Genomic DNA, 26831 nt, shown 5'->3' on the forward strand with positions numbered 1-26831 from the left:
TTTTAACTGTTAAATAGATTGTCTATTTCGTTTAATGTTAATGTTTTAAAAATTGGTTTTCCAAAAGGAGAAACGGTCGGTTCTTTACAAGAAAATAAATCATTTACCAATCCTTCTTGTTCTCGTTCAGAAAGTTGTGTACCTGTTTTTATAGACAATGTTTTTGCAAACGATTTTGCCATAACATCAAAATGACTAAAACTAGCATCTGGTACTTCTAAATCTATATCGCTTAATAACTCTTCTAAGATAATTGTTATTTTACTTTCTGTAACCGAAACCGGAATTCCTTTTATAGTAACACTGTCTTTTGTAAATTCATCAAAAGAAAAACCAGCATTTTCTAATTCGGTCTTAATGGTATAAATCATTTCTATTTCTGCGGATGTGTAAGAAATTTTAACAGGAAATAATAATTGCTGACTGTTGGCTTCTTTTACAGTAATACTTTCTAAAAACTCTTCGTATAGAATACGTTGATGCGCTAAAGATTGATTAATTAAAACCACACCAGATTTTATAGAACTCAGTAAGTATTTTCGCTGAATTTGAAATGTTTTCTGTGTTTTTATGTCTTGTTGATTGTCAAATAATTCTGATTGTATTTCTTCCTCTGTATCTGCAACAGAGGTATATAAAGATTCCCAACTTTCTGTTTCAGGCTCTCTTTTAAACGGCGTATGAATTTCTCTACTCGCTTCTTCTTTAAATGGATTAAAATCTGGATCCACGGAAATTCTAGGAGTAGCAGTAGACTTTGGTTTTGAATTAAAATGATACGGTGTATCTAAATTTGCATCTCTATTAAAATCTAAAACAGGTGCTACATTGTATTGGCCTAAACTGTGTTTTACAGTAGCTCTTAACATGGCATACAATGCTTTTTCATTATCAAACTTTATCTCTGTTTTAGTAGGATGAATGTTAATGTCTATAGTGTTTGCAGGTACTGTTAAGTATAAAAAGTAGGAGGGGTGCGATCCTGATTCTAATAAACCATCAAAGGCATTTACAACGGCATGATTTAAGTAAGAGCTTTTTATAAAACGATCATTTACAAAAAAGAACTGCTCTCCTCTTTTTCTTTTAGAAAATTCTGGTTTTGCAACAAAACCTTCTATACCAACAATATCGGTTTGCTCGTTTATAGGAACTAATTTTTCATTCATTTTAGTTCCAAAAACACTCACAATCCGTTTTCTTAAATTACTGCTTTTTAAATGATATACTTCATTATCGTTATGATGCATTAAAAAAGCAATGTTTGGATGCGCTAAAGCAACTCGTTGAAATTCATCTATAATGTGACGTGTTTCAACGGTATCTGACTTTAAGAAATTTCTTCTCGCAGGTATATTGTAAAACAAGTTTTTTACAGCAATACTAGTTCCTTTACTCGTAGAAATAAAATCTTGTGATACAATTTTACTTCCTTCAATTTTAATACAAGTACCTAACTCTTCGGTATCTTGTTTTGTTTTTAATTCTACATGCGCAATGGCAGCAATAGATGCTAAAGCTTCTCCTCTAAACCCTTTTGTGCTAAGGTTAAATAAATCTTCTGCTTTTTGTATTTTAGAAGTTGCATGACGCTCAAAACTCATTCTAGCGTCTGTAGTGCTCATTCCTTTTCCGTTATCAATTACTTGAATTAACGTTTTACCAGCATCTTTTAATAAAAGTTTTATATTGTTTGAACCAGCATCTATGGCATTTTCTAGCAACTCTTTTACAACAGAAGCAGGACGTTGAACGACTTCTCCTGCAGCAATTTGGTTAGCAACATGATCTGGTAATAATTGAATAATATCCGACATTAATTTCTATTGAAAATGGATAAATCGAAATCTATGATGTACAAAAAGATAAGTACCAAAATTGCGATAATATAAAAAAGTGTTTTGTTTACGCTTCTATCTGAGTTTTTTAAATCATCAAAAGCATCACTAAACTTACCTTTAATCCCTTTGTTTTTACCCGTTGTTGTTCTAAACTGATCTAACTTATGTTCAATTTTAAAAGGACTTCCTTCTCCTTCGTAAAAACGAGGTTGGTAGTCAAATTTTTTATTAGTACGTTTTAAAAATCCCATAGTTTTAGTATTATTGGTTTATAATTTCTTGAATAAATCAAGGATTATACCAACTTATATAAGTATTTCAAATTTACAGAATTAAAAGGAATTCTTCAAACAAAGATGTTAAAAGAGTTCTTAATTTTTCATGCAAGGTTTCAAAAAATTTGTAGGTTTAAAGTGTAAAAGCTAGGTGATTATTTAAGAATACTATACCTACAAGGTTAGAAAAACCTTGCAGGATAATCGCTTTATTTTAGAAAAGTAGTTAAAATTAATAACCGATGCTTTCACTTTTAGCGTCAATATTTTTAAGTGCAGCCATTTTAATTGCTGCTACGGCACATTCGGTTCCTTTATTCCCTAATTTTCCGCCAGATCTATCTAAGGATTGTTGTTTTGTATTGTCTGTTAAAACACAAAATATAACAGGTACATCGTATTTTATATTTAAATCTACAATACCTTGGGTAACGCCTTCACAAACAAAATCGAAATGTTTTGTTTCTCCTTGTATTACATTTCCAATGGCAATAATTGCATCCACTTGTTGTGTTGCTATCATTTTTTTGCAACCATAAACTAATTCAAAACTTCCAGGTACATCCCAAGAAATTATGTTTTCTTTAGTTGCACCGCAATCTAATAAAGTTTCAATTGCTCCTTTTTGTAAATTCCCTGTAATTTCAGGATTCCATTCAGAAACAACAATCCCAAATCGAAAAGATTTCGCATTTGGGATTGTTGTTTTATCGTAAACTGATAAATTGGTTGTAGCCATATTTTTTTTAGTATTCAGTTTTTAGTTTCAGTATTTAGTAAGTTACTGCCTACTGCAACTGCTTACTGGTGGACTGAGAACTGCAAACTATTTTAGTTAGCGTATTTAGCTGCTGCTATGTATTTTTCTATATCTCTACCTTGGTCAGATTTAGAATAGTTTTCTTTAATTTTTGTAAACAATGTTTCTGCTTTACCAAAATCCTTTAATTCCATAGCAATTTGACCTGCTTTAAATAAGTATAATGGAGTTGTAAAATCATTACTTTTTTTGTTTGCTGCTTTTTCGTAATAACTTAAAGCATCTTCTAGTTGATTTATATCTGCAAAAGCATCACCAATTGCTCCAATAGAAACAGGGCCTAATAATTCATCATCAGAATCAAATTTACTTAAATACTCAATTGCTTTGTCGTATTTCTTCATCTGTAAATAAGAAACACCTGCATAATAGTTTGCTAAGTTTCCTGCATCCGTTCCGCTAAAAGAATCTGCAATGTCTAAAAAACCATACTTACCATCTGCACCTTCTAAACCTAAAGTTAATAAAGAATCTACTCCAGAACCTGCAATTGATGCTTCATTAAAATATTTTCTAGGAAAAGCTAACTCGTTAGAAGCTTCGGTTTCGTTTGGCTCAACTACATATTTAGTATAACCCATATATGCTAAAAACAGTACTACTACTGCTATTAAAGCTAAAAACAAAGGTTTATTGTTTTTCTCAATCCATTGCTCAGATATTGAAGCTGTTTCATCTAAAGTATTTAATACTCCAGCTGTTTCAAATTCAGATTCATCAATTTGATTTTCTACTTGTTTACTTTCTGCCTTATATTTTTTCTTGTATGTAGCCATTGTTTCCTTAAAAATTAGTGGCGACAAAAATAGTTTTTTTAATTGGATTTTAAAAGCGGATAATTCGCTAAATTTTCAATAATTTGCAAAACGTTTTCAATATCAAAATTTATCCATGTATTTACAGAGAATTTCTTTACTTAATTTTAAAAATATTGAGTCGCAAACTTTTGATTTTCAGAAGAAAATAAACTGTTTTGTGGGTAATAATGGTATTGGAAAAACCAATGTTCTAGATGCTATTTATTACTTGTCTTTTACAAAAAGTTACTTTAATTCTGTCGCTGTGCAGAATATTAGGCATGGAGAAGGTTTTTTTATGATAGAAGGAGACTATCTTTTAAACGATAGAAATGAAAAAATTGTTTGTAGTTTAAAAAAGGGACAAAAGAAGGTTTTAAAACGAAACGGAAAAAGTTACGAGAAGTTTTCTGAACATATTGGTCAGTTGCCATTGGTTATTATTTCTCCTGCAGATAGAGATTTGGTTACCGAAGGGAGTGATACAAGAAGAAAGTTTATTGATGGCGTAATTTCTCAACAAAATAAAACCTACTTAAAAGATTTGTTATCTTATAATAAGGTATTGAGTCAAAGAAATGCGTTGTTAAAGTATTTTGCCGCTAATAGAACTTTTGATGCATTAAATTTAAGTGTCTATGATGAGCAACTTTCTGAATTTGGAGCACGTATTTATGAAGTTCGAAAAAGTTTCTTAGAAGATTTTATTCCGATTTTTAATGAGAAATATCAAATAATTTCTGGTGATAAAGAACATGTTAATTTAGTGTATAAAAGTCAGTTACATGATTTTGAAATGCAAGAGTTGTTACAGAAATCATTAGTAAAAGATAAGATTATTCAATATACAACCTCGGGCATACATAAAGATGATTTAAGTTTTGATATTGGCGATTATCCTATTAAAAAGTTTGGTTCTCAAGGACAACAAAAATCATATTTAATCGCTTTAAAATTAGCGCAGTTTGAGTTTATTAAGCAACAATCTAATGTGACTCCTATTTTATTGTTAGATGATATTTTTGATAAATTAGATGAAAACAGGGTTTCTCAAATTATAGATTTGGTAAATAATGATGAATTTGGTCAGATATTTATTACAGATACGCATTTTGATAGAACAGAGAACATCTTAAAACAAGGGAGTAAAGAATATCAGATTTTTAAATTGTAATACTTGTTACGAGGAATAATGACGAAGTAATCTGTTTAATAATAATAAGATTGCCGCATCAAGCAAAAAAAACTTGATTCGCAATGACAAGCTAAAAAAAAAATGGCAAAAAGAGAAAATGATTCCTTTTCTATAGAAGATTTAATGAAAAGTTTTATCAAGGAAAACAACTTGAGTAAAGGAATGCAAAAAATTAAAATAGAAGAAACTTGGATTCAAATGATGGGACCTGGTGTAGCCAATCATACCAGTTCTGTAAAGTTGCAAAATAAAACATTGGTTATTCAGTTAACGTCTTCTGTTTTGCGTGAAGAATTAAGTTACGGTAAAGATAAGATCATAAAAATGATGAATGAAGAAATTGGTGATGATGTAATTTCTAAATTATTGTTGGTCTAGGTAATATTAACAATCTAAATAGATAAATAAAAAGCAAAATATAGTCACTATATTTTGCTTTTTATTTATCTAAAATCCCATAGGTTATAAATTATTTTTAAAAATAATAGGATGACATTTTTCTACAAACAAGGCCATCTCTTTTACAGATATACTATTTGGGTATGTCATTAATAGTAGTTCTACGGCAGGATATCCTTTCCTTAAAGGAGGCATTTTATACGGATGCTGATTCTGCTTAAAACCTACATTCTTATAAAATTGTATTCTCCGTTTATTTAGGTCGCAAATAGGTAATTCTACCTCTAATATAATTGGTTTGTTGCTACTTTCTATAAAACTATTTAGAATTGTTTTTCCAAGACCTTGGTTTCTTTGTGCTACCGCTGTCGCAAAGTGGTCTATGTATCTATTGGAAGCAAAATCCCACCATAATATAAATCCCATAAACTGGTTATTATCTATGATAACATCAAAATGATACTCTTCGTTTTGTAAAACCAAAGATTGATCATCCAATAACCTTCGTTCTTCAATAGGGAAAGCATCTTCGTACAATTTCCATGCCTCCAGAAAATAGGTGTCGGAAGTATTTTTAATTCTTAAAAGTTTCATTGAAGGTTTTGCTGTAATTTATATTTTGGTAATTAATTTAGTTTTTTAAAAAGATAGTATTTGTTATAATATTATTTTTAGATTGCTGATGCTTTTTCTTACAACAGACTCTAAGCTTTGTTGCCTTGTTTAAGCAGTGAATTTAATAAATAAAATACATACCAAGAAAGTATCAGAGGAACTTGCCAAGTAGGCTAAAACCAACAATAAAGTTTATACTTTGTTAGCAAACGTTTTTTATCTTAAGGCTTGTTTATAAATCGTATTTATTAGTTCTCTTATCAAATCTGAATTCTTGTGGTTTATCATTATCACTATTCCCTAATTAGATTTCTTGTCATAAGCAAGAATTGAGGAGCAAGAAAATGTGTCGCCTGCTTTATAAAAGAAAGTGTCATTTCCGTTTCGTTCTATTTCTTGCCCGAAACCTATTTCCATTTGGGTGTTTTTATAGAACGTTTGTTCTGTTATTGAAGTAGTTTTTCCAATTTTGCCTTTATTGGTTAAAAGTGTTTTCAATAATTTCGACATATCAGAAGTATTTGATTTTAGCAGACCAGCTGGTGCAAATGATGAATTCCAAACAAAATAATCCTGCTGAACTCCATTTATATCGTGTCCAATAACTTTGTTTTTAACATTAAAGTCCGTTGTTATGTAAGCAAATACACTATTACTTTTGATCAAGCACAAAAGGCGTGTTTTTTTTATACAATGTTGTATGCTGTGCTTTTTTAATTTTTAATTTTATTTCTAATTAGTTCATTTCTTCTCATGGTCATTGAATCTGTTATGTTAAAAAGATCTTCTTTCATCAATATTTCTGTTTGTTGAAGTTTTATTCCTCCATCTAATCCTATTAAAATTACCTCAAAATTTTCTTTTTCATTTAAAATGGTATCTGTTAGTTTTCTAGATATTTTTCCAGAATTATTCAACTCATTATTTTTATAATCTAGCAGTACAAAATCATCTCCAGTTATTTGATACAATATAAATTTTCTATCAATTAGTTCTTCAATTGAGTTTTTAAATTCGTTGAGTTGTTCTTGATATTTTTTTGATTTTATATCGGATGTTTTAACAATTAATACTCTATTTCTCCATTTATGTTTTTTTAAATTTTGTCCGTTTAAATTCATAAATGACGAGCACCCAATCATTATTAAAATTATTCTGATTGTCAATAACTCATTTATTATCATTTTTTTTATTTTGATGTGAACATTGTGTCCAGCGTTGTTGTATAAGCTTTGTTGCGTTGTTTAAACAGTGAATTTACTAAATAAAGTACGAACGGCGAAATTCTGGAGGAATTTCGCAAGTGAGCCAAAACCAGCAATAAAGTTTATTTGGTGTTGGTACCAGTTATTTTTCACAGGTGATATTGACTTAAAAAACTCGAATTTGATTTTTCTCGATCGTAATAATAAATTCCGATTAGTAATCTACTGTTTTCTGGCACTTTGTTCTTTATTTCTTTATCAAAGCTAGACTGTTTTGTTTGCCTAATAATTTCAATTAGTTTTAGGTCGATAGGATTATCAAATCCAATTAATTTGCTTACGCTTTTAATTGTTAAGTCAGATTCAAATTTTATTTCATAGATACCATATTTTTTTTCAAGTTTAATCCCTTTGAATTGCTGTAATTCGTTCCTTATATTACTTTCAGGTCTAAAACTTATTTTATTTGTAAAATTTATATCTTTAGACTTAAGAGCTTTTAAAATTTCTAGTTCTTTTCTTTGTTTTTTGATATTCCAATCGTTAAAACGAAGCAATCCAGAACACATTCCAACAACGTAATTTCCATTTTTATTTTTACTGGTATAAATTATTAATTCAGTATTCTCTGGTATAAACATAGAGCAAGAACTCCCTATTTTCCCATCGCTACGTCCAGCAATAATTATTGATTTTATATTCTTGCCTTTAAAAAGTTCTTCAACAATTATGTCTGCTTTATATAGTTCTTTTGAGTTTTCATTGCTATAGTTTCTAACGATTTTGACTTTTGCAACAAATTCAGATTTAGAATACTTTTCAGTTAAATTCGGTGGCATACAATCACACGCAAAAACTCCGATAGAGAATAGAAATAATGTTATGTGCAGTATTTTTTTCATAATTGCTGGCAACGTTGTTGTGTTGTTTAAGCAGTGAATTTAGTTAATAATTACCGACCAAGAAAGTCCGATAGGACTTTCGCAAGTAGGCAAGAAGGCAGCAATAAATTATATACGGCTTAAGTTAGCATTTTAATAAAAACACTAAATTTAAGACATATAATAAGAAAGCACAAAAGAGAGGAATAAGGTTATTATATACGGAGAGACAATAGATCTCGTCAACATTGAAAATCCCCTCTCTTTTCTACACAGATTTCGTACAGTTCTATGAGGCTTTTAGACCTCGATTTTAAGTCGTTGAAACTCGCGTAGTATGTCCTTTCAAAAAACATTTTCTTATGAATAAAGATATAAAATATTTTGGACTTGACATCAGTCATTTAGTTTTTGATGTTACCGATTCTTTTGGTAATTATTACCAGTTTAAAAATAGTATTTTGGGCTTTAAAAAGTTCGTAAAACTGTTAGATATTAATAGTCATTGTGTGATGGAAGCTACTGGTTATTATCATTACCAGTTAGCTTATTATTTAGAAGAACAAGGTATTAAAGTTTCAGTAGAGAATCCTTTATCTGTAAAACGGTTTATTCAGATGAAGCTGTCTAAAATTAAGACAGATAAAAGCGATTCGAGGTTAATTTGTGAATATGCTAAACAGGTTGAATTAAAGCTATGGAGAGGTAATTCAAAGCATCAATTAGAATGTCTTCAGATGATTAGACTCCTGTCTGTGTATACAAAACAAAGCACTATGCTTAAGAATAAAATACATGGAGAAACGGTTTTAGGAATTCCTAGTAAATCTGTAGTGAGTTCCTTCAAACGAATTTTAAAAGAACTCCAGAAAGATATGAAAACGATCGAAGATAAATTGTTATTTTTAGTAAAAGAATTCCATCAGAAACTTTTAACTGATTTAAAAAGCATTCCAGGAATAGGTCCTAAAACCTCCCTAATGCTAGTTGTTCTAACGGATGGTTTTGATCGCTTTACAAGTGGAAGTGAACTTTGTAGTTATGCTGGTTTAACTCCGGTAATACGACAAAGTGGAAGTAGTGTAAAAGGACGTCCCAGAATTAGTAAAATGGGAAATCAAAAGCTTCGGAATTTACTATTTATGTGCAGTTTTAATGCATGTAAATATAACCATGCTTGCAAATCAATTTATGATAGAATAGTAGCTAAGGGAAAGAGTAAAAAACTAGCCTTAATAGCGGTTTGTAATAAGTTATTAAAACAGGCTTTTGCTATCGCTAAATCAGGATTAACTTATGATAATAATTATAGAAGTGTTTTAGTGAAAAATTAATGAGTTTTTACTTGTTTTTTACCACAGTACTTTGTTGGTAAAAGTTTTATTGCTTTTCCTTCTGGTCGTATTTGCTTTTTTGTAAAAATGTTATAGGGTCATTCATATTAAGAATATCATATATAGCCTGTTTCTTATCGGTCATATTTTTGTAATACTCTTTTGATATTTGGTATCCAATATAATAGCCAAGATCTGCGGGTCTATCCTTCGAAGAATCATAATTATACAACCAGTTTTTAGAGCTTTTATTACATAATTCATTTTTAAATTCAATCCAAAGCTCTTTTTCGTGTGCATCTCCATATTCTTGTGCAACTTTATTGATTTGGTCACCAGAGATTAATTCGCCTATAAAATCGCACATACCCTCGATTATAACAGCCTCTAATAAATCACACCCGACAATATTGTTATTCATATTACGATTTTGTTGTGTATGTACATATTCGTGAGCGACCATATTTTTAATTTTTTGAGTAACATCATCACCTCTTTCTAAAATTTTACGATAAGCTTCATTGGTAAATTCAGATAGGTCAACATCTTTATTTGAAGTACTAATTTCTGTTCCTATAAGTAAATAATTATCAGAAACTGTTCCACCTGTATTAACAATTCCTATTGCAAAACATATTTTTTTTGTTTCAAATTGTGGATAAATATTTTTAAAATTTACTATGAGTCCGTTAAGGTTGTCAACTATATTTTTTACTTCAAGCGTATTTTTTCTTATTGAATTGTAAAATTTTGGCATCATAGATACTGCATCAACAAACTTTTCTGCTGTAAAGTCTCGTGCAACAATAAAATCTTTTAAACCGTCTGTGGCTCTATTAAGATATATTTTTTGAAAAGAAGCAATACTGTCTTTACGAGATTTACTTTTTTTTAGATTATCAAAAGCTTCCCAAAAGTGGTCAATATCTATGGTTTGAACTATTTTTTTGTTTTCAGGTTCTAATTCCTTTTTTATTTTTTCTAGCTCTTTTATTTCAGAGTTTGTGTACTCTTTAATTTTAATAGAAATTTTTCCGTTTTCTGGATTCCCTTCATCATCAAGTCTTTTTATTGTAAGTGTATAATTAGCAGTTTCTGAAGGTATAAATTCAAATTTTTCTAATCCATTTATTCCGTTATGTGAATCTTTTTCAATTAAGGTATTATTTTTATTATCCTTAAGAATCAAAGCCACATCAATTCCTTGTTGTAAAACAGAAATTTTATATAACCCTCTTTTTTTTAGATGTAGTTGGTATGATAAGTCTGAGGAATTACTAAGGTTCGTTTCTGAAAAATTAGTGTTGAATTCGATTTTTTGAATGTTTTGTCCAAAAATCATACTAGAAAAAAATAGTAAGAATACAAATATTTCTTTTTTCATTGTTCGTTTTTTATTAAAGAGTATTATGTTTTTATTTTGTTACAATTTTTCATTTTTACCAACGTTGTTGTGTAATGAAAGTTGTGATTTTTGTGAACGGCTATTTTCCGCAGGAAAATTGTTGTTTGCAAAAATGCAACTGCTTTTAGTTAAGTACTAATTTAGCAATTTTTTTTACACGGTGTTAGCTACAGTATTTTTCTGTTTTATTAATATTTTCATTAATTTTTCTATTCGTAAATACAAATCGAAATAATATTATTCCGTAAAATGCTAAAATCGGTAATTTCATATAATTCCAATATGGGTTATTATTATTATTATTAGAAAACCCCATTTGCCAAATCCCCATTATCATAATTATTATTGCCAAAATTATTTCAAGCCAACCATTTTTCAATCTATTATTTAGTTTTTCAATTATGTTTTTTAATTCTATATTTAGTTTTTCAATTCCTTCAAATTCCGATTTTGAATTGATTTTTTTCAAATGATTAAGTAATTTTAATTCATAAAATTGATTTGGTAGATTTAATACAAAACTTAAACTCAAAATAGCTAAAAGTCCAGTTTTCTCCCATTTAAAAATCTCATAATTAAATAAATTAGAAATAATAGATAAAACTAAAATTCCTGCGCTAAAAATAGTAAGTGTTAAATTTAAAATAGTCATTCCTTTTAGAAATTGAAATCTTTTTTCAATTCCCTTTTTTGGTTCTCCAAAACTAGATTTTAGAGAAACTATAATATTCTTTCTTTCGTCAATTTTTGTCATTTTCATATTGTAGCTAACGTTTATGTATATGGAAAGTTGCGTGTTTGAGTGCGAGGATTTTCCGAAGGAAAATCAGACGTAACAAACGTGCAACGACCTTTAAGATTAGCCTAAATTAGCAATTTTTTATATACGGTGTTGGCAATAGTTATTTATTTTCATTATAGTACTTTACAATCAAATAAATATTATCAATTATATATTCTTTGTTCAATATTTTCGACACCAAAATTTGATTTTCAGAAAATATTTCCACCAATTTTTTAAGGTGTAATAAATTATTGATTAGTATTAGGTCATTACCTTTTTCTATATAAAAGTAATTTTCTGAACGATTTAAATATTGCCCTGAATTTAAATCCATTTGTGAATAATGATATTCATATTCATAAAGTTTTACTTTTCCGTCTAATATTAATTTTAAATAGGCATCTTTTTTATCGAAAAGGGTAGCTCTTCTTTTTTCCTTATGTTCAAAAATCTCGTTATTAAACCTAAAAGCTCTTATTTGTTCCTTGCCAATTTTAACTTTTGCATTAGATGAGTCTAAAAGGCGTAATTTTCCAAATGTTGGGTCTTTTATTTTTCCGTAAATAGTATCATTGTTATTGGTTATAACAAAATCAGGAAGTCTTTTTTCTATGTTTATGAAATCTCCTAATCTATTGGCAATACTGTTTTTTGGGATTGTCCTTTTTGTTTTTTCAGCATAAATCCCGTCTTCCTTAGAAGGTTTAACATAAGTATAGATTTTATCGTTGAATCTTATTGCTTTGTGTTTTCTTAACTTATGACTACGAAACTTAATTTTATCTTTTTCAGGGTTAGAGTTTTTTTCATACAGAACACTTCGTTTTGAAATAACATTTCTTATTGTTCCATAAATAGTATCATTCTTTTGAGTGACAACAAAATCCAAAAATTCATTTTGAGAAAAACCAAAAACGGGAATTAGGAATGTTAAAATTAGATATGTTCTTCGGTTCTTCATAATTATTGCCAACTCGTTATATAGTAACTTTTATTATTCATATCCGTAAAATTATCTAGATATAGTGTCATAATACATTACTGTTATCCTGTAAAGATAATTTATTTATTGAATTATCTAAAAATTCGTTTAGATACAAACTAAAAGTTTCAAACAAAAAAACTCGTAACAATTACGTTACGAGTTTCTTTAAAATATTTGATTAAGAATTTTATAAATCCTTAAAATTGCTCTCTTCCAGAAAAGTGAAAATTCCCTTCAATTTGTGCATTTTCATCAGAATCAGAACCGTGTACAGCATTTTCTCCCATAGAAGTTGCGTATAATTTTCTAATAGTCCCTTCAGCAGCATCCGCAGGGTTTGTAGCACCAATTAAGGTTCTAAAATCTTCTACTGCATTTTCTTTTTCTAAGATTGCAGCCACAATTGGTCCACGTGTCATAAATTCTACTAATTCACCAAAAAACGGACGCTCATTATGTACAGCATAAAAAGTTTCTGCATCTGCTTGTGTCATTTGAGTTTTCTTTAAAGCTACAATTCTAAATCCAGCAGCGTTAATTTTGTCTAAAATTGCTCCAGTATGTCCGTTTTCTACAGCATCTGGTTTCAGCATTGTAAATGTTCTATTTGTTGCCATTCTATTTTTTATATTTTTGCAAAAGTACATTATTTAATGTTAATTGCAAGTTAAGGGTAAACTTGTGTGAATTCTTGTTGTAATTTATTGTTTTTACCTAACATTTCTAGGGCGATTTCTTTTTTCTTAAAAATAAATTTTATAAGTCTAAAACTACATTTTGTAATGTGTTTGTCCGTTTTTTTAGAGGAAATTATTGTAGGGATTTATAAGTTGGCTATAAGTAAAGTAATTGATGTTATTGTGGTAAGTTTCATTAGAAGATGCCCAATATTCTAAATAAAAACAACTAAAAGGTAGATTCCAATTATTAAATTTTAAGACTAAATGGGTTTATTTTAACAGAAATGTAAAAGAAAATATATTTTGAACAATGTTATTAAATTGTATCTTCGCATCTTATGATTTTAAAAGGATTTGAAGAGTTAAAAAGCTTTCTTGACACATCGAGAAATATTGTAATTATAGGGCATAGAAATCCAGATGGAGATGCTATGGGGTCTACATTAGCTTTAAAACATTATTTAGATAAAAAAGGACACAATGCAACTGTTGTTGTGCCCAATGAATATCCAGAATTTCTACATTGGTTGCCTGGTTCAAAAACCACATATCGTTTCGATTGGCAAAATAATCAATCTCAAAAAGCAATTAATGCATCAGATCTTATTTTTCTTTTAGATTTTAATACATTACATAGAGTAGGTTCTGATATGCAAAAAACGTTAGAAAAATATCCCAACGATTTTGCTATGATAGACCATCATCAACAACCAGATGATGTAAAATATATGTATTCAGATGTTACTATTTGCTCTACAAGCCAAATGGTGTATCAATTTATAGAAATGAATGCCGATTTAGATTTAATTGATGCAGACATTGCTACTTGTTTATATACCGGTATCATGACAGATACGGGGTCTTTTCGCTTTAGATCTACCACAAGTACTACGCACAGAATTATTGCAGCTTTAATAGATAAAGGTGCAAAAAATGATAAAATACATAATAATGTATATGATGCTAATTCTTATAATAGATTGTTGTTATTAGGGCAAGCATTAAGTAATTTACAAATTTTACCAACGTACAATACAGCGTATATTACATTGTCTTCGGAAGAAAAAAAGAGATTCGATTTTCAGAAAGGAGATACAGAAGGTGTTGTAAACTATGCACTTTCTTTAAAAGGAATTATTTTTGCCGCAATTTTTATAGAAGATAGTGAGCAAGGAATGGTTAAAATTTCTTTCCGTTCTAAAGGTGCTTTTTCTGTAAATCAGTTTTCTAGAAATCATTTTTCTGGAGGCGGACATGATAATGCAGCAGGAGGAAGGTCTGATGCTTCCATGGCAGAGACCGTGACCAAATTTGTTAGTTTATTACCACAATATCAAAAAGAATTAGAAGCATCTTATGAAAATTAAAATTTTAGTTCTTACGTTAATTTTATGTTTAGGCTGTTCTAAAATAGCACCTAGAAGACCTATTAATCCTAAGAATTCTACAACTATATTAAAAGAAACCATTAATGAATCTATAAAGCTAAACGCTTTAGAAGAGGCTAAGGTTTTAGATATTATTAAAAAAGATTCTACAAAAACGTTTCAAGTTTCTCCTAATGGATTTTGGTATGCCTATATTAACAAAGTAGCAGAAAACGCTCCAACTCCACAAGTAGGAGATATTGCAACAATAACGTATAATGTGGCTGATTTGCAAGGTAATATAATCTATAGTGAGGCAGAATTAGGTACAAAAGAATACAGAGTAGATAAAGAAGATTTTATTTCTGCACTTCAAGTAGGAATAAAGTTGATGAAAGTTGGAGAAACCATTACATTTGTCATTCCGTCTTATAGTGCTTATGGCATTTCTGGAGATGGAAATAAAATAGGAATTAATCAATCAATTAAGAGTACAGTAACATTAATCAATATAAATAAGTAAAAATGAAAGTAGTAAAAAGTGTTTTAGCATTAGCAGTTGTTGCATCTATGGTATCTTGTGATAACCAAGTAAAAGAAGTAAAATCTTTAGAAACAGAAATAGATTCTGTTAGTTATGCAATTGGGTTAAGTATGTCTGGTCAATTAAAAACAGGTTTCGATGAAGTAAATAAAGATATTCTTACACAGGCTATTAGAAATGGTTTAGATTCTACTAATTTATTAATAGACATTAAAGATATTCAGTCTGTAATAAGCCCATATTTTCAAAAGAAACAAGCAGCAGAAATGAAAGAGCAGCAAGAAAAAGCAGCTAATGAAGCAGAAGCTAAGTTTGGAGAAAATAAAAAAGCAGGAATTGACTTTTTAGCAGAAAACAAAACAAAAGAAGGAGTAATTACTACAGATAGTGGTTTACAATACATTGTTTTAAAAGAAGGTAACGGAGACAAGCCAGAAGGACCAACTACTAAAGTTAAAGTTCATTATCATGGAACGAACATAGAAGGTAAAGTATTTGATAGCTCTGTAGATAGAGGTACACCAGCAGAATTTGGATTAAACCAAGTAATTAAAGGTTGGACAGAAGGTGTACAATTAATGAGTGTTGGTTCTAAATACAAATTTTTTATTCCTCAAGAATTAGCTTACGGAGCACAACAAAAAGGTGCAGATATTAAGCCTTTTTCTACATTAATTTTTGAAGTAGAATTATTAGAAATTACAAAATAATATCCTGAATGAAGAATTTAAAATACTTAATAGCATTTGTTGTTTTATTAACTGCATGTAGCACTACACCAGAAAAGTACAAAGGACTTGATGATGGAGTTTATGCTGAAATTTTAACCAATAAAGGAGAAATTTTAGTAAAATTATATGCGGAAGATGTACCAATGACAGTTGCTAATTTTGTTTCTCTTGTAGAAGGAACAAATAGTAAGTTAGTAGATTCTTTAAAAGGTAAAGACTTTTATGAAGGTGTTATTTTTCATAGAGTGGTAGATAATTTTGTAATTCAGGGTGGTGGTTTTACTGCTAAAGGAAGAAAAGATGCAGGTTATGTTTTTGGTGATGAATTTCCAAAGAGTGAAGATGGAGATTTAATGTACAGACATGATGATAAAGGGATTCTTTCTATGGCAAATGCAGGACCAACAACCAATAATACTCAGTTTTTTATTACTCATAAACCAATTCCGCATTTAGATGGTAAACACGCTGTATTTGGTAAAACAATAATAAACACACTTCAATTAAAAGAATTAAAAAGTAAAATTAAAGATTCTTTACAGTTAAATAGAGCAATAGATTCTACAAGAATGTCTGTTGTAAATAGTATCGTACAAAAAGATACTATTTTATCTGTAAAGATTCTTAAACTAGGTACTGAAGCAAATAATTTTAATGCTGCAGAAGTTTTTGATACCCAGTTAGGAGATTTTGAAAGCTTAGAAAAAAATAAAAAGAAAGCAGAAGATGAAGTAGAAAAAGCAAGATATGCTAATTATTTAGTTGAAAAAGCAGCTTTTTTAGAAGAAATGGATGAAGCGAAAGCAAAGAAAACATCTTCTGGACTTCGAATATTAAAACTTAAGAAAACTTCTGGTAAAAAAATAGTAGACAACAAACCTTTGTCTATTAACTATACATTGTATACTGCAGATGGGCAAAAGATTCAATCTACAGCAGAAACTAGTAGTACGCCTTTTGTATGTCAGTTAAATGATGTTCAAAGACCTATGATTGCTGGTTTTAAAGAAGGTGTATTAACCATGAATGAAGGTGAAAAAGTACGTTTATTTATACCTTACTATTTAGGGTATGGTGAAGAAAAATACGGACCTTTCCCTGCAAAATCTGATTTAGTTTTTGAAGTTGAAGTTTTAAAAATAGGAAAATAATTAGATGGAAGATATTATACATTTAGATAAAAATCTATTAATTTTCTTAAACAGTTTAGGGAGTGAGCAATGGGATCCGTTTTGGTTGGTAATTACCAATCAACTTTATTGGAGCCCATTGTTTATTCTTATTTTTTATTTAACCATTAAAGCTTATGGTTGGAAACAGGGTGGATTTATGATTTTTTCCATGATTTTATTGGTTGCATTTTCAGACCAATTTACCAATTTAATTAAAAATAATGTACAACGTTTAAGACCTAATAACGATCCAGAAATAAAACACTTATTAAGAACTTTAATTACTCCTCAGAGTTATAGTTTTACCTCTGGTCATTCTTCTACATCAACTTTTTTCTCTGTTTTTGTAGTGTTACTTTTAAAAGATAAATACAAGTATATCTACTTTATCTTATTTTGGCCATTAATTTTCGCTTATAGTAGGTTGTATTTAGGTGTGCATTTTCCTATTGATATTATTGTAGGAGCCTTAGTTGGTATTACTCTTGCTTATATTTATTACTTCTTTTTTAAGAAGGTAGATCAAAAAATATTTAAATAAAATTAGACAAGATACTTACTTTATTTAGTGTTTTTTCCGATAATTATCGAAAAAAAGCCATGCAATAAATTCTTCAATTTAAAATATTAGAAACCAGTTTTGTAAATGCATAATTAGTGGTGTAATTAAGTTATTATAACTTTTTTCACGCACTAATTTTTGTTTTTAATAAAAAAAATGTAATCAAAATACATTTAAACTTTAGAAGTAGCAATTTTTTTAATTACAGATCTTAAACTAAAAAAAGAGGCTGTAATTGGTGCTTTTCAGAAATAAAATATTTGCTAGAAAGTAGTTGGTAATTCAGTGTTTTCTACAACATTATTAAGATTTAAAGACGCATGAAAATTTATTTTAGAAATATTAAAAATAAACTTGCGTTTTTAGAATTAAAAAGGATGATAAAAAGTAGATTTTAAGTAAATTTGCAGTTAACAAACCCGGAAAAAAATAATATGAAAATATCATACAATTGGTTACAACAATTTTTGCAGATAGATTGGGAGCCTGTTAAAACAGGAGAATTGTTAACTGATTTAGGATTAGAGGTGGAAGGAATTGAAACCAAAGAATCTATAAAAGGAAGTTTAAAAGGAATTGTTGTTGGTAAGGTTTTAACTTGTATACAGCATCCTAACGCAGATCGTTTAAAAATAACTACAGTAGATTTAGGTCTAGAAAATCCCGTACAAATTGTTTGTGGAGCGCCTAACGTTGCTGCAGGACAAAAAGTGCCAGTTGCAACTATTGGAACTACTTTATATGATGATAAAGGTGACGGCTTTAAAATAAAAAAAGGGAAGATTAGGGGAGAAGAAAGTCATGGAATGATTTGTGCCGAAGACGAATTAGGTTTAGGTAAAGGTCATGACGGAATTTTAGTGTTAGATGATAACCTAAAAGAAGGAACGCCTGCTGCAGAAGTTTTTAAAATAGAAACAGATTATGTTTTTGAGATAGGGTTAACCCCAAATAGGTCTGATGCAATGAGCCATTTTGGTGTAGCTAGAGACTTAAGAGCAGGTTTAATTCAAAAAGATCTTAAATTAGAATTGATATCTCCTTCTGTAAGTAATTTTCATGTAGATGAAAGAACGTTGCGTATAGATGTAGAAGTAGAAAATAAAGAATCAACTCCACGTTATTGTGGTATCACTATTACAGATATAGAAGTAAAAGATTCGCCAGAATGGATTCAAAATAGGTTAAAGGCTATTGGCATAATACCTAAAAACAATATTGTAGATATTACAAATTATGTTTTACATGAACTTGGGCAACCTTTGCATGCGTTTGATGCTCAGAAAATAAAAGGAAATAAAATACTTGTAAAAACATTAGAAGCCGGTACTAAGTTTACCACTTTAGATGAAGTTGAAAGAGAATTATCTGCCGAAGATATTATGATTTGTGATGGAGATTCTAATCCTCTTTGCATTGCAGGTGTTTTTGGAGGTTTACATTCTGGAGTTACAGACCATACAACATCTATATTTTTAGAAAGTGCTTACTTTAATCCTGTTAGTGTTCGTAAAACAGCCAAAAGACATGCTTTAAATACAGATGCATCTTTCCGTTTTGAACGTGGAATAGATATTAATACAACAGAATATGCTTTAAAAAGAGCAGCTTTATTAATTGAAGAATATGCAGGTGGTAAATTAGCTTCAGATATTTCTGACTTTTATCCTGTTAGAATAGAAGATTTTCAAGTCTTTTTGTCTTACGATAACGTGTATCGTTTAATTGGTCAAGAGATTCCAAAAGAAACCATTAAAAATATTTTAGCTTCATTAGAAATTAAAATAAATAGTGAAACAAATGGTGGTCTTGGCTTAACAATACCTTCTTATAGAACAGATGTACAGCGTGAAGCAGATATTATTGAAGAAATTTTAAGAGTATATGGTTACAATAATATTGAGTTTTCTCACAAACTAAATACATCTATTTCTTATGATTCTAATAAAGAAACAAAGATAGAAAACGTTATTGCAAACCAATTAAGTGCTTTAGGTTTTAATGAAACGATGGCAAATTCTTTAACAAAGCCAGAGTATACTGCTTTGTCTGAGAATATTAATGAAGAAGCAAATGTAGAAATGTTAAATCCGTTAAGCAACGATTTAAAAGTGCTACGTCAGTCTTTATTATTTAGTGGTTTAGAGTCTGTAAGTTATAATATTAACAGAAAAAATAATTCATTACAATTCTTTGAATTTGGTAAAACGTATCATAAATACGCAGATAAATATGAAGAAAATAAACACTTAACGCTTTTTGTTACTGGTAACAGATCTAAAGAAAGCTGGAGTGTTGCTAGTAAAACTACAGATTTCTTTTACTTAAAAGGTGTTATAACGTCATTATTAAGTAGGTTAGGTATAGATAAAATAAAATCGTCTCCATCTAAACAAGATATTTTTTCTGAAGGAATTTCTTTTGGTTTAGGAAAAATAAAATTAGTTGAATTTGGTGTAGTTAAAGCTTCTTTATTAAAAGAATTCGGAATTAAGCAAGAGGTTTTATTTGCAGACTTTAATTGGGATACTATTTTAAAATTAGTAGGTAATAAGAATGTTAAGGTAAGTGAATTATCTAAATTCCCTATTGTAAAACGAGATTTAGCCTTGTTATTAGATTCTAAAGTGTCTTTTAATGAAGTGTATAATTTAGCTTTTCAAGCGGAAAAAAGCATCTTAAAAGAAGTAGATTTATTTGATGTTTACGAAGGTGATAAATTACCAAAAGGAAAAAAATCGTATGCCGTTAGTTTCTTATTACAAGATGAAACAAAAACTTTAGCAGACAAACAAATAGATAAAATAATGCAAAAATTACAGCAATCTTTTGAGAAAAACTTAGAGGCTATTTTAAGGTAATTTAAAAATTACTTTTATTAATTTTCATAAAAAAAACCATCTCAATTGAGATGGTTTTTTTATTCACTAATTCAAATAAGTACATCAAAAACAGTTTACAAAGTTGTTTTCAATAGCGCTCTTTCAAGCGAGTGCAAAAATAGTGTATTGTATGATAATATGTTAATTAAATATGATTTTTATATTAATTTAATAAAAAAACGATTCTCTACTGAGAATCGTTAAATTTTATTCGTTTTTTATGTAAAATTATAAGTGTTTTTGCTAATTTATTATCAACTTAAAAATACTTATACCGCGTGTTTATGTGCCTTGTAAGAAGAACGCACCAAAGCACCACTTTCTACAAACATAAAGCCCATTTCTAAACCTAGAGTTTCGTATTTTTTAAACTGATCTGGAGTTATAAATTCTTTAACAGGTAAATGTTTTTTTGTAGGTTGTAAATACTGACCAATAGTAATAATATCACAATTTACTGCACGTAAATCTTTCATGGTTTGTATAACCTCTTCTTCCTTTTCACCTAAACCTAGCATTAAACCAGTTTTAGTTCGCATTCCGTTTTCTTTTAAGTATTTTAAAACACCTAAACTTCTATCGTATTTTGCTTGTATTCTAACTTCACGAGTCAACCTTCTAACAGTTTCCATATTATGAGAAACTACTTCTGGGTGTACTTCTATAACTCTATCAATCTGTTTTGTGTTTCCCTGAAAATCTGGAATTAAAGTTTCTAAAGTTGTATTTGGGTTTGCTCTACGAATTGCATCCACAGTTTCTGCCCAAATAATAGAACCACCATCTTTTAAATCGTCTCTATCTACAGAAGTAATTACAGCATGTTTTATACTCATTAATTTTATAGAACGTGCTACTTTTTCTGGTTCATCCCATTCTACAGTATCTGGTCTTCCGGTTTTTACACCACAAAAACCACAAGAACGAGTACAGGTATTTCCTAAAATCATAAATGTTGCAGTTCCTTCTCCCCAACATTCTCCCATGTTAGGACAGCTACCACTGGTACAAATAGTATTTAGTTTATATTTATCTACCAAAGTTCTTAGTTCAGTGTATTTTTTACCAACCGGTAATTTTACACGTAACCATTTTGGTTTTTTAAGTTTTTCTGGAAGTATTACGGATTCTATTGCCATTTTATCTCTAAATTAAAAAGCAAAGATACAAAGGAAAAAGTAAAAATGAATGGTTAAAACTTCTAAGTAATTAGTCTGTTTACTTTGAATAATTAAGGTATAGCCGTTTTTTTTTAAACCACCTGATATTCTAACTTTAAAGTTTTTAAAATTACAAAATATAGCTTTAAATATTAAAAATAAAATTAAAGAAATAACGATAGTTAACCTTAATTTTTTCCCCTTTTTTAGAAAGAAAAGTGTTTTTTTATGTAATAACTTAATAGACAAATTATAGCTATTTTCTAGACAAATAATAAAATGGATTTTATTATTTACATCAAATATTTTTGTTAATTTAAGATTTCTTAATAATCTCTGCTAACAATTTTTTGGCTCGTAATAACTTTACCTTTACGTTGTTCATTGGTTCGTTAATTTGTACTGAAATTTCTTTGTAAGAAAGTTCTTGAAAATAACGCAACTGAATTACTTCTTGGTATTTAGGTTTTAATTGTTTGATATCTCTTAACAACTTCGCTAAATTTTGTTCTGTAATAATTTTATCTTCTGGTGTTGGACTTTCATCTACTACTAAATAAGCCTTTTCTTCTTGTTCTTTAGAGGTTTCTGTTGCAATAGATCTATTTTTCTTACGTAATAAATCTATATGAACATTCTTAGAAATGGTAATTAGCCACGTCTTAAAAGCATACTGATCATCAAAAGTATTAATTTTATCAAAAGCTTTAGAGAACGTTTGTATCGTAATGTCTTCTGCTTCGTTTTCGCTTTTTGTTCTTTTTAATTGATAATTATAAACAGCAGACCAATAGGTATCCAATAAGTATCTAAATGCAGATTGATTTCCACTTTTAGCTTTTGTAATATTAATAGTAAGTTTAGTATCGTCTATTTCCAATGATTTGGTTTTGACGACAAATTAGTGATAAATATCGAAAATTGAAATATTAGTAAACCAATTTCTAAAAAAGGCAATAAATAAATAATTCCAGGTTCTTTTAATTTTTTAGCAGAAAAACCAATAACAATAAATTGAACTATATAATACGTTAAAAATATTGCTAAAACAGGTTTCCAAGGATAAAAGACAAACAATGAAATTGCTAAAAGGTAAAACAATACTTTAGAAACGAAGAATAAACCTAAAAAGAATTTATGCGGTGTTTTGTAATGTTTGGCTGTAGAAATATGTCTTCTTTTTTGTCGAAACCATTCGGTAAAACTGGTAGGTGCAATAGATTCTGTAAAACTTTTTTTAGAGATGGAAAAAGTAGTGTTTTCTTTATTTGCAGCATCTTGAATAAATAAATCATCATCGCCAGATCTTATGTGCATATGGTTTATAAAACCTTTTACATTAAAAAACTCAGATCTATGATAGGCTAAGTTTCGGCCAACGGCCATATATGGAGATCCTAGTTTTGCATAACTAAAATATTGTATTGCAGTTAACAAAGTTTCGAAACGAACAAATAGATTTACAAATAATTTTTCTTTCTTATACTTTCCATATCCTAAAACAATTGTTTTTTCTGCATGGAAATTTTTAGACATTTCAGAAATCCAATGTTTAGAAACGGGTTTGCAATCGGCATCAGTAAACAATAGATGTTCATTATTTGCTCCTTTTATTCCTAATGTTAACGCGTATTTTTTATTACCCCAAAAAGCTTCGATGTTTTCTACACTAATAATTTTAATGTTATTGTGTTGCTCTTTAAAAGATTCCATTACCTCTAAAGTTTCATCAGAAGAAGCGTCGTTAATTAAAATAACTTCAAAATTGGTGTATTCTTGATTTAAAATAGAGGGTAAAAATGTTTGAAGATTTTTTGCTTCATTTTTTGCGCAAATAATTACAGAAACAGGAACATGAATATCCTTTTTTTTATCTTTTTTAGTTTCAAATAAAAATGAAGAAAAGATAAAATAATAGAGAAGTTGTATCCCTGTAAAAACTACAAAAGAGTAGAAAAGTACAGATAATATCATTTAAAAACGAGAGTTAGTTATGTTCGGTGTCTTCGCAAGTATCAAATTGGTCTGGGCTTTTTCCACAAAAACCACAAGATTCTCCTGATTTGTTTAACATTGGGTTTTGGCTTGCACAAGTACCTGCAAATTTACCATCTTTTTTTGCCCATATTTTTATAGCAATTCCTGCCACTGCAAGTGCTAATAAACCTAAAGTAAGAAATAATAATTTCATAATAAAAATTTGATCTACAAAGGTACAAATTCTTAAGCTTTCTTAAAAAACAATATGAGATATTTATAAAGTGACTTTTTAAAGTTAGATGTGTCAAAATTATGAATATAATTAACAAATTAAACATAGTATTATGGATACAACTACAGACTCTTTAAAAAATTTTTACAATTCAATATCTTCTGGTTTAGGAGATTGGGGACTTCAATTAATAGGAGCTCTTGCAGCTTTAATTATTGGCCTTTGGATTATTAGAATGATAATGAAAGGAATTTCTAAAGCATTTGAAAGAACAAAATTAGATGAAACTTTACAACCGTTTCTATTAACAACTATTGGTTTTCTTTTAAAGTTATTATTAATTATCTCTATAGCAGGTATTGTTGGTTTGCCAATGGCTTCTTTTGCAGCTTTATTAGCAGGTGTTGGTTTGGCAATTGGTGCTGCTTTTAATGGTTCTTTAGGGCATATTGCATCTGGAATAATGTTACTTATTTTTAAACCTTTTAAGGTGGGCGATTTAATTAAAACAAACGGAGCCTTTGGTTTTGTAAAAGAAATTTCTGTTTTTGTAACGGTTATAGAAACGTTTCAAAATGAAACGGAGATTATACCAAATTCGGCAATTACTTCTAATAAAATTACCAACTTAACTAAAATAGGAAACTTACGTATAGACATGCCGTTTGCTATTAGATATGGTTCGGATATTGCAAAAGCAAAAGAGATTGTATTAGATGTTCTTAAAAAAGATAAAAATGTTTTGCAAATAGGAACAAATGTACCTAGAGTTGCTGTTAATAATTTAGGCCAAAATAGTGTTGAGTTATTGGCTTTACCGTATGCTAATTGCGAAAACTATTGGGATGTTTATTGGGACACAAGACAAGAAATTGTAGAAGCATTAGGGAATGCAGGTTACGAAGCTCCTTTACCGCAGCGTGTTGTAACGATGACAAAATAATTTATAATTACATATATTTAGAAAAGACTGTTTTAACAAGCAGTCTTTTTTTGTATGTTTACTTTTTTGATAAAATACTCTTTGAACGAACAAGATTTTATAACGCAATTAACAGCTGGAAAACAGTCTGCATTTAGTCAACTTTTAGATGATTATCAGCAGAAAGTTTTTGGTACCTGTATTTCTTTTATCCCAAATAAAGAAGATGCAGAAGATGTTGCGCAAGAAGTTTTTTTAGAAGTTTTTAAATCGATACATAAATTTAAAGGAGATTCTAAACTTTCTACTTGGATTTATAAGATAGCCACAAATAAGTGCTTAGAATTTATTAGAAAAAAGAATACGAAAAAGAGATTTGCATTTATGCAAACAATCTTAGGTAATGAAACTCCTTTAGATAAAACTAGTTATTTTACAGAGGTAAACCACCCGGGAATTTTATTAGAGAATAAAGAAAAATCAGCAATTATTTTTAAGGCGATAAATACCTTGCCAGAAGTGCAAAGAGTGGTTTTTACTTTGGCAAAGATTGACGATAAGAGCTATCAAGAAATTGTAGAAATTACAGGTAAAAGTTTATCATCTGTAGAGTCTTTAATGTTTAGAGCTAAGAAAAATTTACAAGTTAAATTAGAAAATTTTTATAAATTAGAAAACTAACGCAAGTTTTTAAGATTTCTAGCATCTAAATAAATAGTAATTGTTTTAAGAACAAATAAGTATGAAAAATAAAGAAGATATTAATCAGCAAGTAGCAGCTACTTTTAAAGCATTAGAAACGATAGAAAAAGTAGACGTAAATCATTTTTTTAAGCATAAAGTTCTGCAAAAACTAAATGAAGAAAAAGAAGTGAAGCAATCTATTTTTTCTTGGTTTACGCCGCAATTGCAATTGGCAACGGTAAGTATTGTGTTGTTGCTAAATTTCGGAACTATTTTCTATGCTTTTAATAATTTTCAAGAAAGTACAAGTACAACATCAGACATTGAACTTTTTGCACAAGATTATTCTTTACAAACGGATAATGATTCAATTTTAAATTAAAAGATATGAAATCAAAATTACTTCCTATTTTATTGTTTTTATTAATACTTTTAAATGGCGTATTAATTTTTATGTTGGTAAAGAAACCTCATGAAAATCAAAGAGATCATCAGAAAAATAATTTCTTAACTACGCAATTAAATTTTACGGACTCTCAAACCGAAAAATTTATAGAATTAGATAAAACTCATAGATATTTTATGAGAATTTTAGAAGAAGAAACTAGAAATCAAAAAGATATTTTATTTAATTCTTTTAATAAATCAGCTATTAATATAGATTCATTAACAAGTAAAATAGGTGTTTTATCAGCAAAAAAAGATGCAGAAGTTTATCGTTTTTTTAAAAGTGTAAGAACTTTGTGTACTGTTGAGCAAACAAAAAAGTTTGATAAAATTTTAAAAAGAGCTTTAAGAGCAGGAGAAGGCGCACCGCCAAGAGATGGTAGAAATCCTCCTCCAAGAAGAGAAGGTATGCCGCCACCTCCAAGATAAAATTTATTGATTTAATCAATTTAAAAAAAGCCTTATTATTTAGTTAATAAGGCTTTTTTGTTAAAGTAAAGTTAACGTACACAAGTTTTATAAATAAAGAACATCTAAAGTTAAAACAGAGAAGAAATCTCTAGTTTAAAAATATTAAAAACTTTAAATACTATATTTTATGAAACGTAACCACTTTATTATAGCAGCATTATTTACTATTTCAACTCTAGTAATTTCTTGTAAATCATCATCAGAAGCAACAACAGAAAAAACAGTACGATCAGAACAAAAGAGAGGCGGTGATCGTCCAAATTTAGAAACTATTTTCACACAAATGGATGCTAATAAAGATGGTAAAATATCTAAAAGTGAAGCAAAAGGACCTTTGTCTAAAAGTTTTTCTACTATAGACGCAAATGAAGATGGTTATATTTCTAAAGAGGAATTGAAGAAAGCACCAAAACCAAGTGGACAACAAAGACCAAGAAACTAAAAAAATAATAAAAGCTGAT

30 protein-coding genes are annotated in these 26831 nt (G+C 28.9%); 14 read left to right on the forward strand and 16 right to left on the reverse strand.

Going from position 1 to position 26831, the window contains the following annotated elements; translation table 11 throughout:
- Positions 1-2 precede the first annotated feature (2 nt).
- The 4 genes from mutL to KV700_RS01045 form a co-directional block, all read right to left on the reverse strand.
- Positions 3-1817: a DNA mismatch repair endonuclease MutL gene (mutL, locus tag KV700_RS01030; protein WP_218598758.1), complete on the reverse strand. Its 1815-nt coding sequence runs from the start codon at positions 1815-1817 to the stop codon at positions 3-5.
- Positions 1817-2092 carry a riboflavin synthase subunit beta gene (locus KV700_RS01035; protein ID WP_166386469.1) on the reverse strand — a complete coding sequence of 92 codons (276 nt, stop codon included), beginning with the start codon at positions 2090-2092 and terminating at the stop codon, positions 1817-1819. The genes mutL and KV700_RS01035 overlap by 1 nt, the downstream gene beginning before the upstream one ends.
- A gap of 256 nt (positions 2093-2348) precedes the next feature.
- The gene (ribH, locus tag KV700_RS01040; protein WP_166386471.1) at positions 2349-2855 is read right to left on the reverse strand and encodes a 6,7-dimethyl-8-ribityllumazine synthase; all 507 of its coding nucleotides are present in this window, start codon (positions 2853-2855) and stop codon (positions 2349-2351) included.
- Between the two features lie 92 nt (positions 2856-2947).
- A complete protein-coding gene (locus tag KV700_RS01045; RefSeq protein WP_254712950.1) occupies positions 2948-3739 on the reverse strand; it encodes a tol-pal system YbgF family protein in 792 nt (263 codons plus the stop codon).
- A gap of 88 nt (positions 3740-3827) precedes the next feature.
- On the opposite strand from KV700_RS01045, the gene KV700_RS01050 reads away from it, so the two are divergent.
- Complete coding sequence (locus tag KV700_RS01050; protein ID WP_166386473.1) at positions 3828-4907, forward strand: DNA replication/repair protein RecF; 1080 nt, start codon at positions 3828-3830, stop codon at positions 4905-4907.
- A gap of 102 nt (positions 4908-5009) precedes the next feature.
- A complete protein-coding gene (locus KV700_RS01055; protein ID WP_166386475.1) occupies positions 5010-5306 on the forward strand; it encodes a DUF721 domain-containing protein in 297 nt (98 codons plus the stop codon).
- A gap of 84 nt (positions 5307-5390) precedes the next feature.
- Here the strand turns inward: KV700_RS01055 and KV700_RS01060 are convergent, their stop codons facing one another.
- The 4 genes from KV700_RS01060 to KV700_RS01075 all read right to left on the reverse strand — a co-directional run bounded on the left by KV700_RS01060 (position 5391) and on the right by KV700_RS01075 (position 8049).
- Positions 5391-5921 carry a GNAT family N-acetyltransferase gene (locus KV700_RS01060; protein WP_218598759.1) on the reverse strand — a complete coding sequence of 177 codons (531 nt, stop codon included), beginning with the start codon at positions 5919-5921 and terminating at the stop codon, positions 5391-5393.
- A 321-nt stretch (positions 5922-6242) separates the two neighbouring features.
- Entirely contained in the window at positions 6243-6608 is a 366-nt protein-coding gene (locus KV700_RS01065) for a hypothetical protein (protein WP_218598760.1), read from the reverse strand.
- A gap of 47 nt (positions 6609-6655) precedes the next feature.
- Positions 6656-7108: a DUF4174 domain-containing protein gene (locus KV700_RS01070; RefSeq protein WP_240914613.1), complete on the reverse strand. Its 453-nt coding sequence runs from the start codon at positions 7106-7108 to the stop codon at positions 6656-6658.
- Between the two features lie 188 nt (positions 7109-7296).
- Positions 7297-8049 carry a hypothetical protein gene (locus tag KV700_RS01075; protein WP_218598761.1) on the reverse strand — a complete coding sequence of 251 codons (753 nt, stop codon included), beginning with the start codon at positions 8047-8049 and terminating at the stop codon, positions 7297-7299.
- A 341-nt stretch (positions 8050-8390) separates the two neighbouring features.
- Between KV700_RS01075 and KV700_RS01080 the strand changes: the two genes are divergently transcribed.
- The gene (locus tag KV700_RS01080) at positions 8391-9362 is read left to right on the forward strand and encodes an IS110 family transposase (protein ID WP_218598762.1); all 972 of its coding nucleotides are present in this window, start codon (positions 8391-8393) and stop codon (positions 9360-9362) included.
- A gap of 46 nt (positions 9363-9408) precedes the next feature.
- Here the strand turns inward: KV700_RS01080 and KV700_RS01085 are convergent, their stop codons facing one another.
- From KV700_RS01085 to KV700_RS01100, 4 genes are all read right to left on the reverse strand, one after another.
- On the reverse strand, positions 9409-10746 hold the full coding sequence (locus KV700_RS01085; protein ID WP_218598763.1) for a DUF2268 domain-containing putative Zn-dependent protease: 1338 nt from the start codon (positions 10744-10746) through the stop codon (positions 9409-9411).
- Between the two features lie 184 nt (positions 10747-10930).
- The gene (locus KV700_RS01090) at positions 10931-11521 is read right to left on the reverse strand and encodes a hypothetical protein (protein ID WP_218599882.1); all 591 of its coding nucleotides are present in this window, start codon (positions 11519-11521) and stop codon (positions 10931-10933) included.
- Between the two features lie 148 nt (positions 11522-11669).
- Complete coding sequence (locus KV700_RS01095) at positions 11670-12512, reverse strand: hypothetical protein (protein WP_218598764.1); 843 nt, start codon at positions 12510-12512, stop codon at positions 11670-11672.
- 221 nt (positions 12513-12733) lie between these two features.
- A complete protein-coding gene (locus KV700_RS01100; protein WP_166384510.1) occupies positions 12734-13153 on the reverse strand; it encodes a nucleoside-diphosphate kinase in 420 nt (139 codons plus the stop codon).
- A gap of 401 nt (positions 13154-13554) precedes the next feature.
- On the opposite strand from KV700_RS01100, the gene KV700_RS01105 reads away from it, so the two are divergent.
- The 6 genes from KV700_RS01105 to pheT all read left to right on the forward strand — a co-directional run bounded on the left by KV700_RS01105 (position 13555) and on the right by pheT (position 20453).
- Entirely contained in the window at positions 13555-14583 is a 1029-nt protein-coding gene (locus tag KV700_RS01105) for a bifunctional oligoribonuclease/PAP phosphatase NrnA (protein ID WP_166384512.1), read from the forward strand.
- Complete coding sequence (gene gldI / locus KV700_RS01110) at positions 14573-15106, forward strand: gliding motility-associated peptidyl-prolyl isomerase GldI (RefSeq protein ID WP_166384514.1); 534 nt, start codon at positions 14573-14575, stop codon at positions 15104-15106. The genes KV700_RS01105 and gldI overlap by 11 nt, the downstream gene beginning before the upstream one ends.
- A 2-nt stretch (positions 15107-15108) precedes the next feature.
- Positions 15109-15837 (forward strand): FKBP-type peptidyl-prolyl cis-trans isomerase, encoded by a 729-nt coding sequence (locus KV700_RS01115; protein ID WP_218598765.1) that lies wholly within the window; start codon positions 15109-15111, stop codon positions 15835-15837.
- Between the two features lie 8 nt (positions 15838-15845).
- Entirely contained in the window at positions 15846-17009 is a 1164-nt protein-coding gene (locus tag KV700_RS01120; RefSeq protein ID WP_218598766.1) for a peptidylprolyl isomerase, read from the forward strand.
- A gap of 4 nt (positions 17010-17013) precedes the next feature.
- Positions 17014-17571, forward strand: coding sequence for a phosphatase PAP2 family protein (locus KV700_RS01125; protein ID WP_218598767.1), 558 nt, complete (start codon positions 17014-17016; stop codon positions 17569-17571).
- A gap of 455 nt (positions 17572-18026) precedes the next feature.
- Positions 18027-20453, forward strand: coding sequence for a phenylalanine--tRNA ligase subunit beta (pheT, locus tag KV700_RS01130; RefSeq protein ID WP_218598768.1), 2427 nt, complete (start codon positions 18027-18029; stop codon positions 20451-20453).
- A 290-nt stretch (positions 20454-20743) separates the two neighbouring features.
- Here pheT and lipA read toward each other — a convergent pair whose 3' ends face one another.
- From lipA to KV700_RS01150, 4 genes are all read right to left on the reverse strand, one after another.
- The gene (gene lipA, locus KV700_RS01135; protein ID WP_166384524.1) at positions 20744-21613 is read right to left on the reverse strand and encodes a lipoyl synthase; all 870 of its coding nucleotides are present in this window, start codon (positions 21611-21613) and stop codon (positions 20744-20746) included.
- A 337-nt stretch (positions 21614-21950) separates the two neighbouring features.
- Positions 21951-22514 carry an RNA polymerase sigma factor gene (locus KV700_RS01140; protein ID WP_166384526.1) on the reverse strand — a complete coding sequence of 188 codons (564 nt, stop codon included), beginning with the start codon at positions 22512-22514 and terminating at the stop codon, positions 21951-21953.
- On the reverse strand, positions 22505-23608 hold the full coding sequence (locus KV700_RS01145) for a glycosyltransferase (protein ID WP_218598769.1): 1104 nt from the start codon (positions 23606-23608) through the stop codon (positions 22505-22507). The genes KV700_RS01140 and KV700_RS01145 overlap by 10 nt, the downstream gene beginning before the upstream one ends.
- Positions 23609-23621: 13 nt before the next feature.
- Positions 23622-23825, reverse strand: coding sequence for a membrane or secreted protein (locus KV700_RS01150; protein ID WP_166384528.1), 204 nt, complete (start codon positions 23823-23825; stop codon positions 23622-23624).
- Positions 23826-23958: 133 nt separating this feature from the next.
- On the opposite strand from KV700_RS01150, the gene KV700_RS01155 reads away from it, so the two are divergent.
- The 5 genes from KV700_RS01155 (at position 23959) to KV700_RS01175 (ending at position 26812) form a co-directional block, all read left to right on the forward strand.
- The gene (locus tag KV700_RS01155; RefSeq protein WP_218598770.1) at positions 23959-24789 is read left to right on the forward strand and encodes a mechanosensitive ion channel family protein; all 831 of its coding nucleotides are present in this window, start codon (positions 23959-23961) and stop codon (positions 24787-24789) included.
- An 81-nt stretch (positions 24790-24870) separates the two neighbouring features.
- Entirely contained in the window at positions 24871-25449 is a 579-nt protein-coding gene (locus KV700_RS01160; RefSeq protein WP_218598771.1) for an RNA polymerase sigma factor, read from the forward strand.
- A 61-nt stretch (positions 25450-25510) separates the two neighbouring features.
- Complete coding sequence (locus KV700_RS01165; RefSeq protein WP_166384534.1) at positions 25511-25834, forward strand: hypothetical protein; 324 nt, start codon at positions 25511-25513, stop codon at positions 25832-25834.
- A 5-nt stretch (positions 25835-25839) separates the two neighbouring features.
- Complete coding sequence (locus KV700_RS01170; protein ID WP_218598772.1) at positions 25840-26328, forward strand: hypothetical protein; 489 nt, start codon at positions 25840-25842, stop codon at positions 26326-26328.
- A gap of 169 nt (positions 26329-26497) precedes the next feature.
- Positions 26498-26812, forward strand: a complete 315-nt coding sequence (locus KV700_RS01175) for an EF-hand domain-containing protein (protein ID WP_218598773.1) — start codon at positions 26498-26500, stop codon at positions 26810-26812.
- Positions 26813-26831: the final 19 nt, after the last annotated feature.

Source organism: Polaribacter sp. NJDZ03, assembly GCF_019263805.1.
GTDB lineage: Bacteria > Bacteroidota > Bacteroidia > Flavobacteriales > Flavobacteriaceae > Polaribacter.

Excerpts from the sequence above, each read along its gene's own strand:
- mutL (WP_218598758.1), bottom strand. The coding sequence starts at position 1,817 with ATGTCGGATATTATTCAATTATTACCAGATCATGTTGCTAACCAAATT.
- KV700_RS01035 (WP_166386469.1), bottom strand. The coding sequence starts at position 2,092 with ATGGGATTTTTAAAACGTACTAATAAAAAATTTGACTACCAACCTCGT.
- ribH (WP_166386471.1), bottom strand. The coding sequence starts at position 2,855 with ATGGCTACAACCAATTTATCAGTTTACGATAAAACAACAATCCCAAAT.
- KV700_RS01050 (WP_166386473.1), top strand. The coding sequence starts at position 3,828 with ATGTATTTACAGAGAATTTCTTTACTTAATTTTAAAAATATTGAGTCG.
- KV700_RS01055 (WP_166386475.1), top strand. The coding sequence starts at position 5,010 with ATGGCAAAAAGAGAAAATGATTCCTTTTCTATAGAAGATTTAATGAAA.
- KV700_RS01060 (WP_218598759.1), bottom strand. The coding sequence starts at position 5,921 with ATGAAACTTTTAAGAATTAAAAATACTTCCGACACCTATTTTCTGGAG.
- KV700_RS01075 (WP_218598761.1), bottom strand. The coding sequence starts at position 8,049 with ATGAAAAAAATACTGCACATAACATTATTTCTATTCTCTATCGGAGTT.
- KV700_RS01080 (WP_218598762.1), top strand. The coding sequence starts at position 8,391 with ATGAATAAAGATATAAAATATTTTGGACTTGACATCAGTCATTTAGTT.
- KV700_RS01085 (WP_218598763.1), bottom strand. The coding sequence starts at position 10,746 with ATGAAAAAAGAAATATTTGTATTCTTACTATTTTTTTCTAGTATGATT.
- KV700_RS01090 (WP_218599882.1), bottom strand. The coding sequence starts at position 11,521 with ATGACAAAAATTGACGAAAGAAAGAATATTATAGTTTCTCTAAAATCT.
- KV700_RS01095 (WP_218598764.1), bottom strand. The coding sequence starts at position 12,512 with ATGAAGAACCGAAGAACATATCTAATTTTAACATTCCTAATTCCCGTT.
- KV700_RS01100 (WP_166384510.1), bottom strand. The coding sequence starts at position 13,153 with ATGGCAACAAATAGAACATTTACAATGCTGAAACCAGATGCTGTAGAA.
- KV700_RS01105 (WP_166384512.1), top strand. The coding sequence starts at position 13,555 with ATGATTTTAAAAGGATTTGAAGAGTTAAAAAGCTTTCTTGACACATCG.
- gldI (WP_166384514.1), top strand. The coding sequence starts at position 14,573 with ATGAAAATTAAAATTTTAGTTCTTACGTTAATTTTATGTTTAGGCTGT.
- KV700_RS01115 (WP_218598765.1), top strand. The coding sequence starts at position 15,109 with ATGAAAGTAGTAAAAAGTGTTTTAGCATTAGCAGTTGTTGCATCTATG.
- KV700_RS01120 (WP_218598766.1), top strand. The coding sequence starts at position 15,846 with ATGAAGAATTTAAAATACTTAATAGCATTTGTTGTTTTATTAACTGCA.
- KV700_RS01125 (WP_218598767.1), top strand. The coding sequence starts at position 17,014 with ATGGAAGATATTATACATTTAGATAAAAATCTATTAATTTTCTTAAAC.
- pheT (WP_218598768.1), top strand. The coding sequence starts at position 18,027 with ATGAAAATATCATACAATTGGTTACAACAATTTTTGCAGATAGATTGG.
- lipA (WP_166384524.1), bottom strand. The coding sequence starts at position 21,613 with ATGGCAATAGAATCCGTAATACTTCCAGAAAAACTTAAAAAACCAAAA.
- KV700_RS01145 (WP_218598769.1), bottom strand. The coding sequence starts at position 23,608 with ATGATATTATCTGTACTTTTCTACTCTTTTGTAGTTTTTACAGGGATA.
- KV700_RS01150 (WP_166384528.1), bottom strand. The coding sequence starts at position 23,825 with ATGAAATTATTATTTCTTACTTTAGGTTTATTAGCACTTGCAGTGGCA.
- KV700_RS01155 (WP_218598770.1), top strand. The coding sequence starts at position 23,959 with ATGGATACAACTACAGACTCTTTAAAAAATTTTTACAATTCAATATCT.
- KV700_RS01165 (WP_166384534.1), top strand. The coding sequence starts at position 25,511 with ATGAAAAATAAAGAAGATATTAATCAGCAAGTAGCAGCTACTTTTAAA.
- KV700_RS01170 (WP_218598772.1), top strand. The coding sequence starts at position 25,840 with ATGAAATCAAAATTACTTCCTATTTTATTGTTTTTATTAATACTTTTA.
- KV700_RS01175 (WP_218598773.1), top strand. The coding sequence starts at position 26,498 with ATGAAACGTAACCACTTTATTATAGCAGCATTATTTACTATTTCAACT.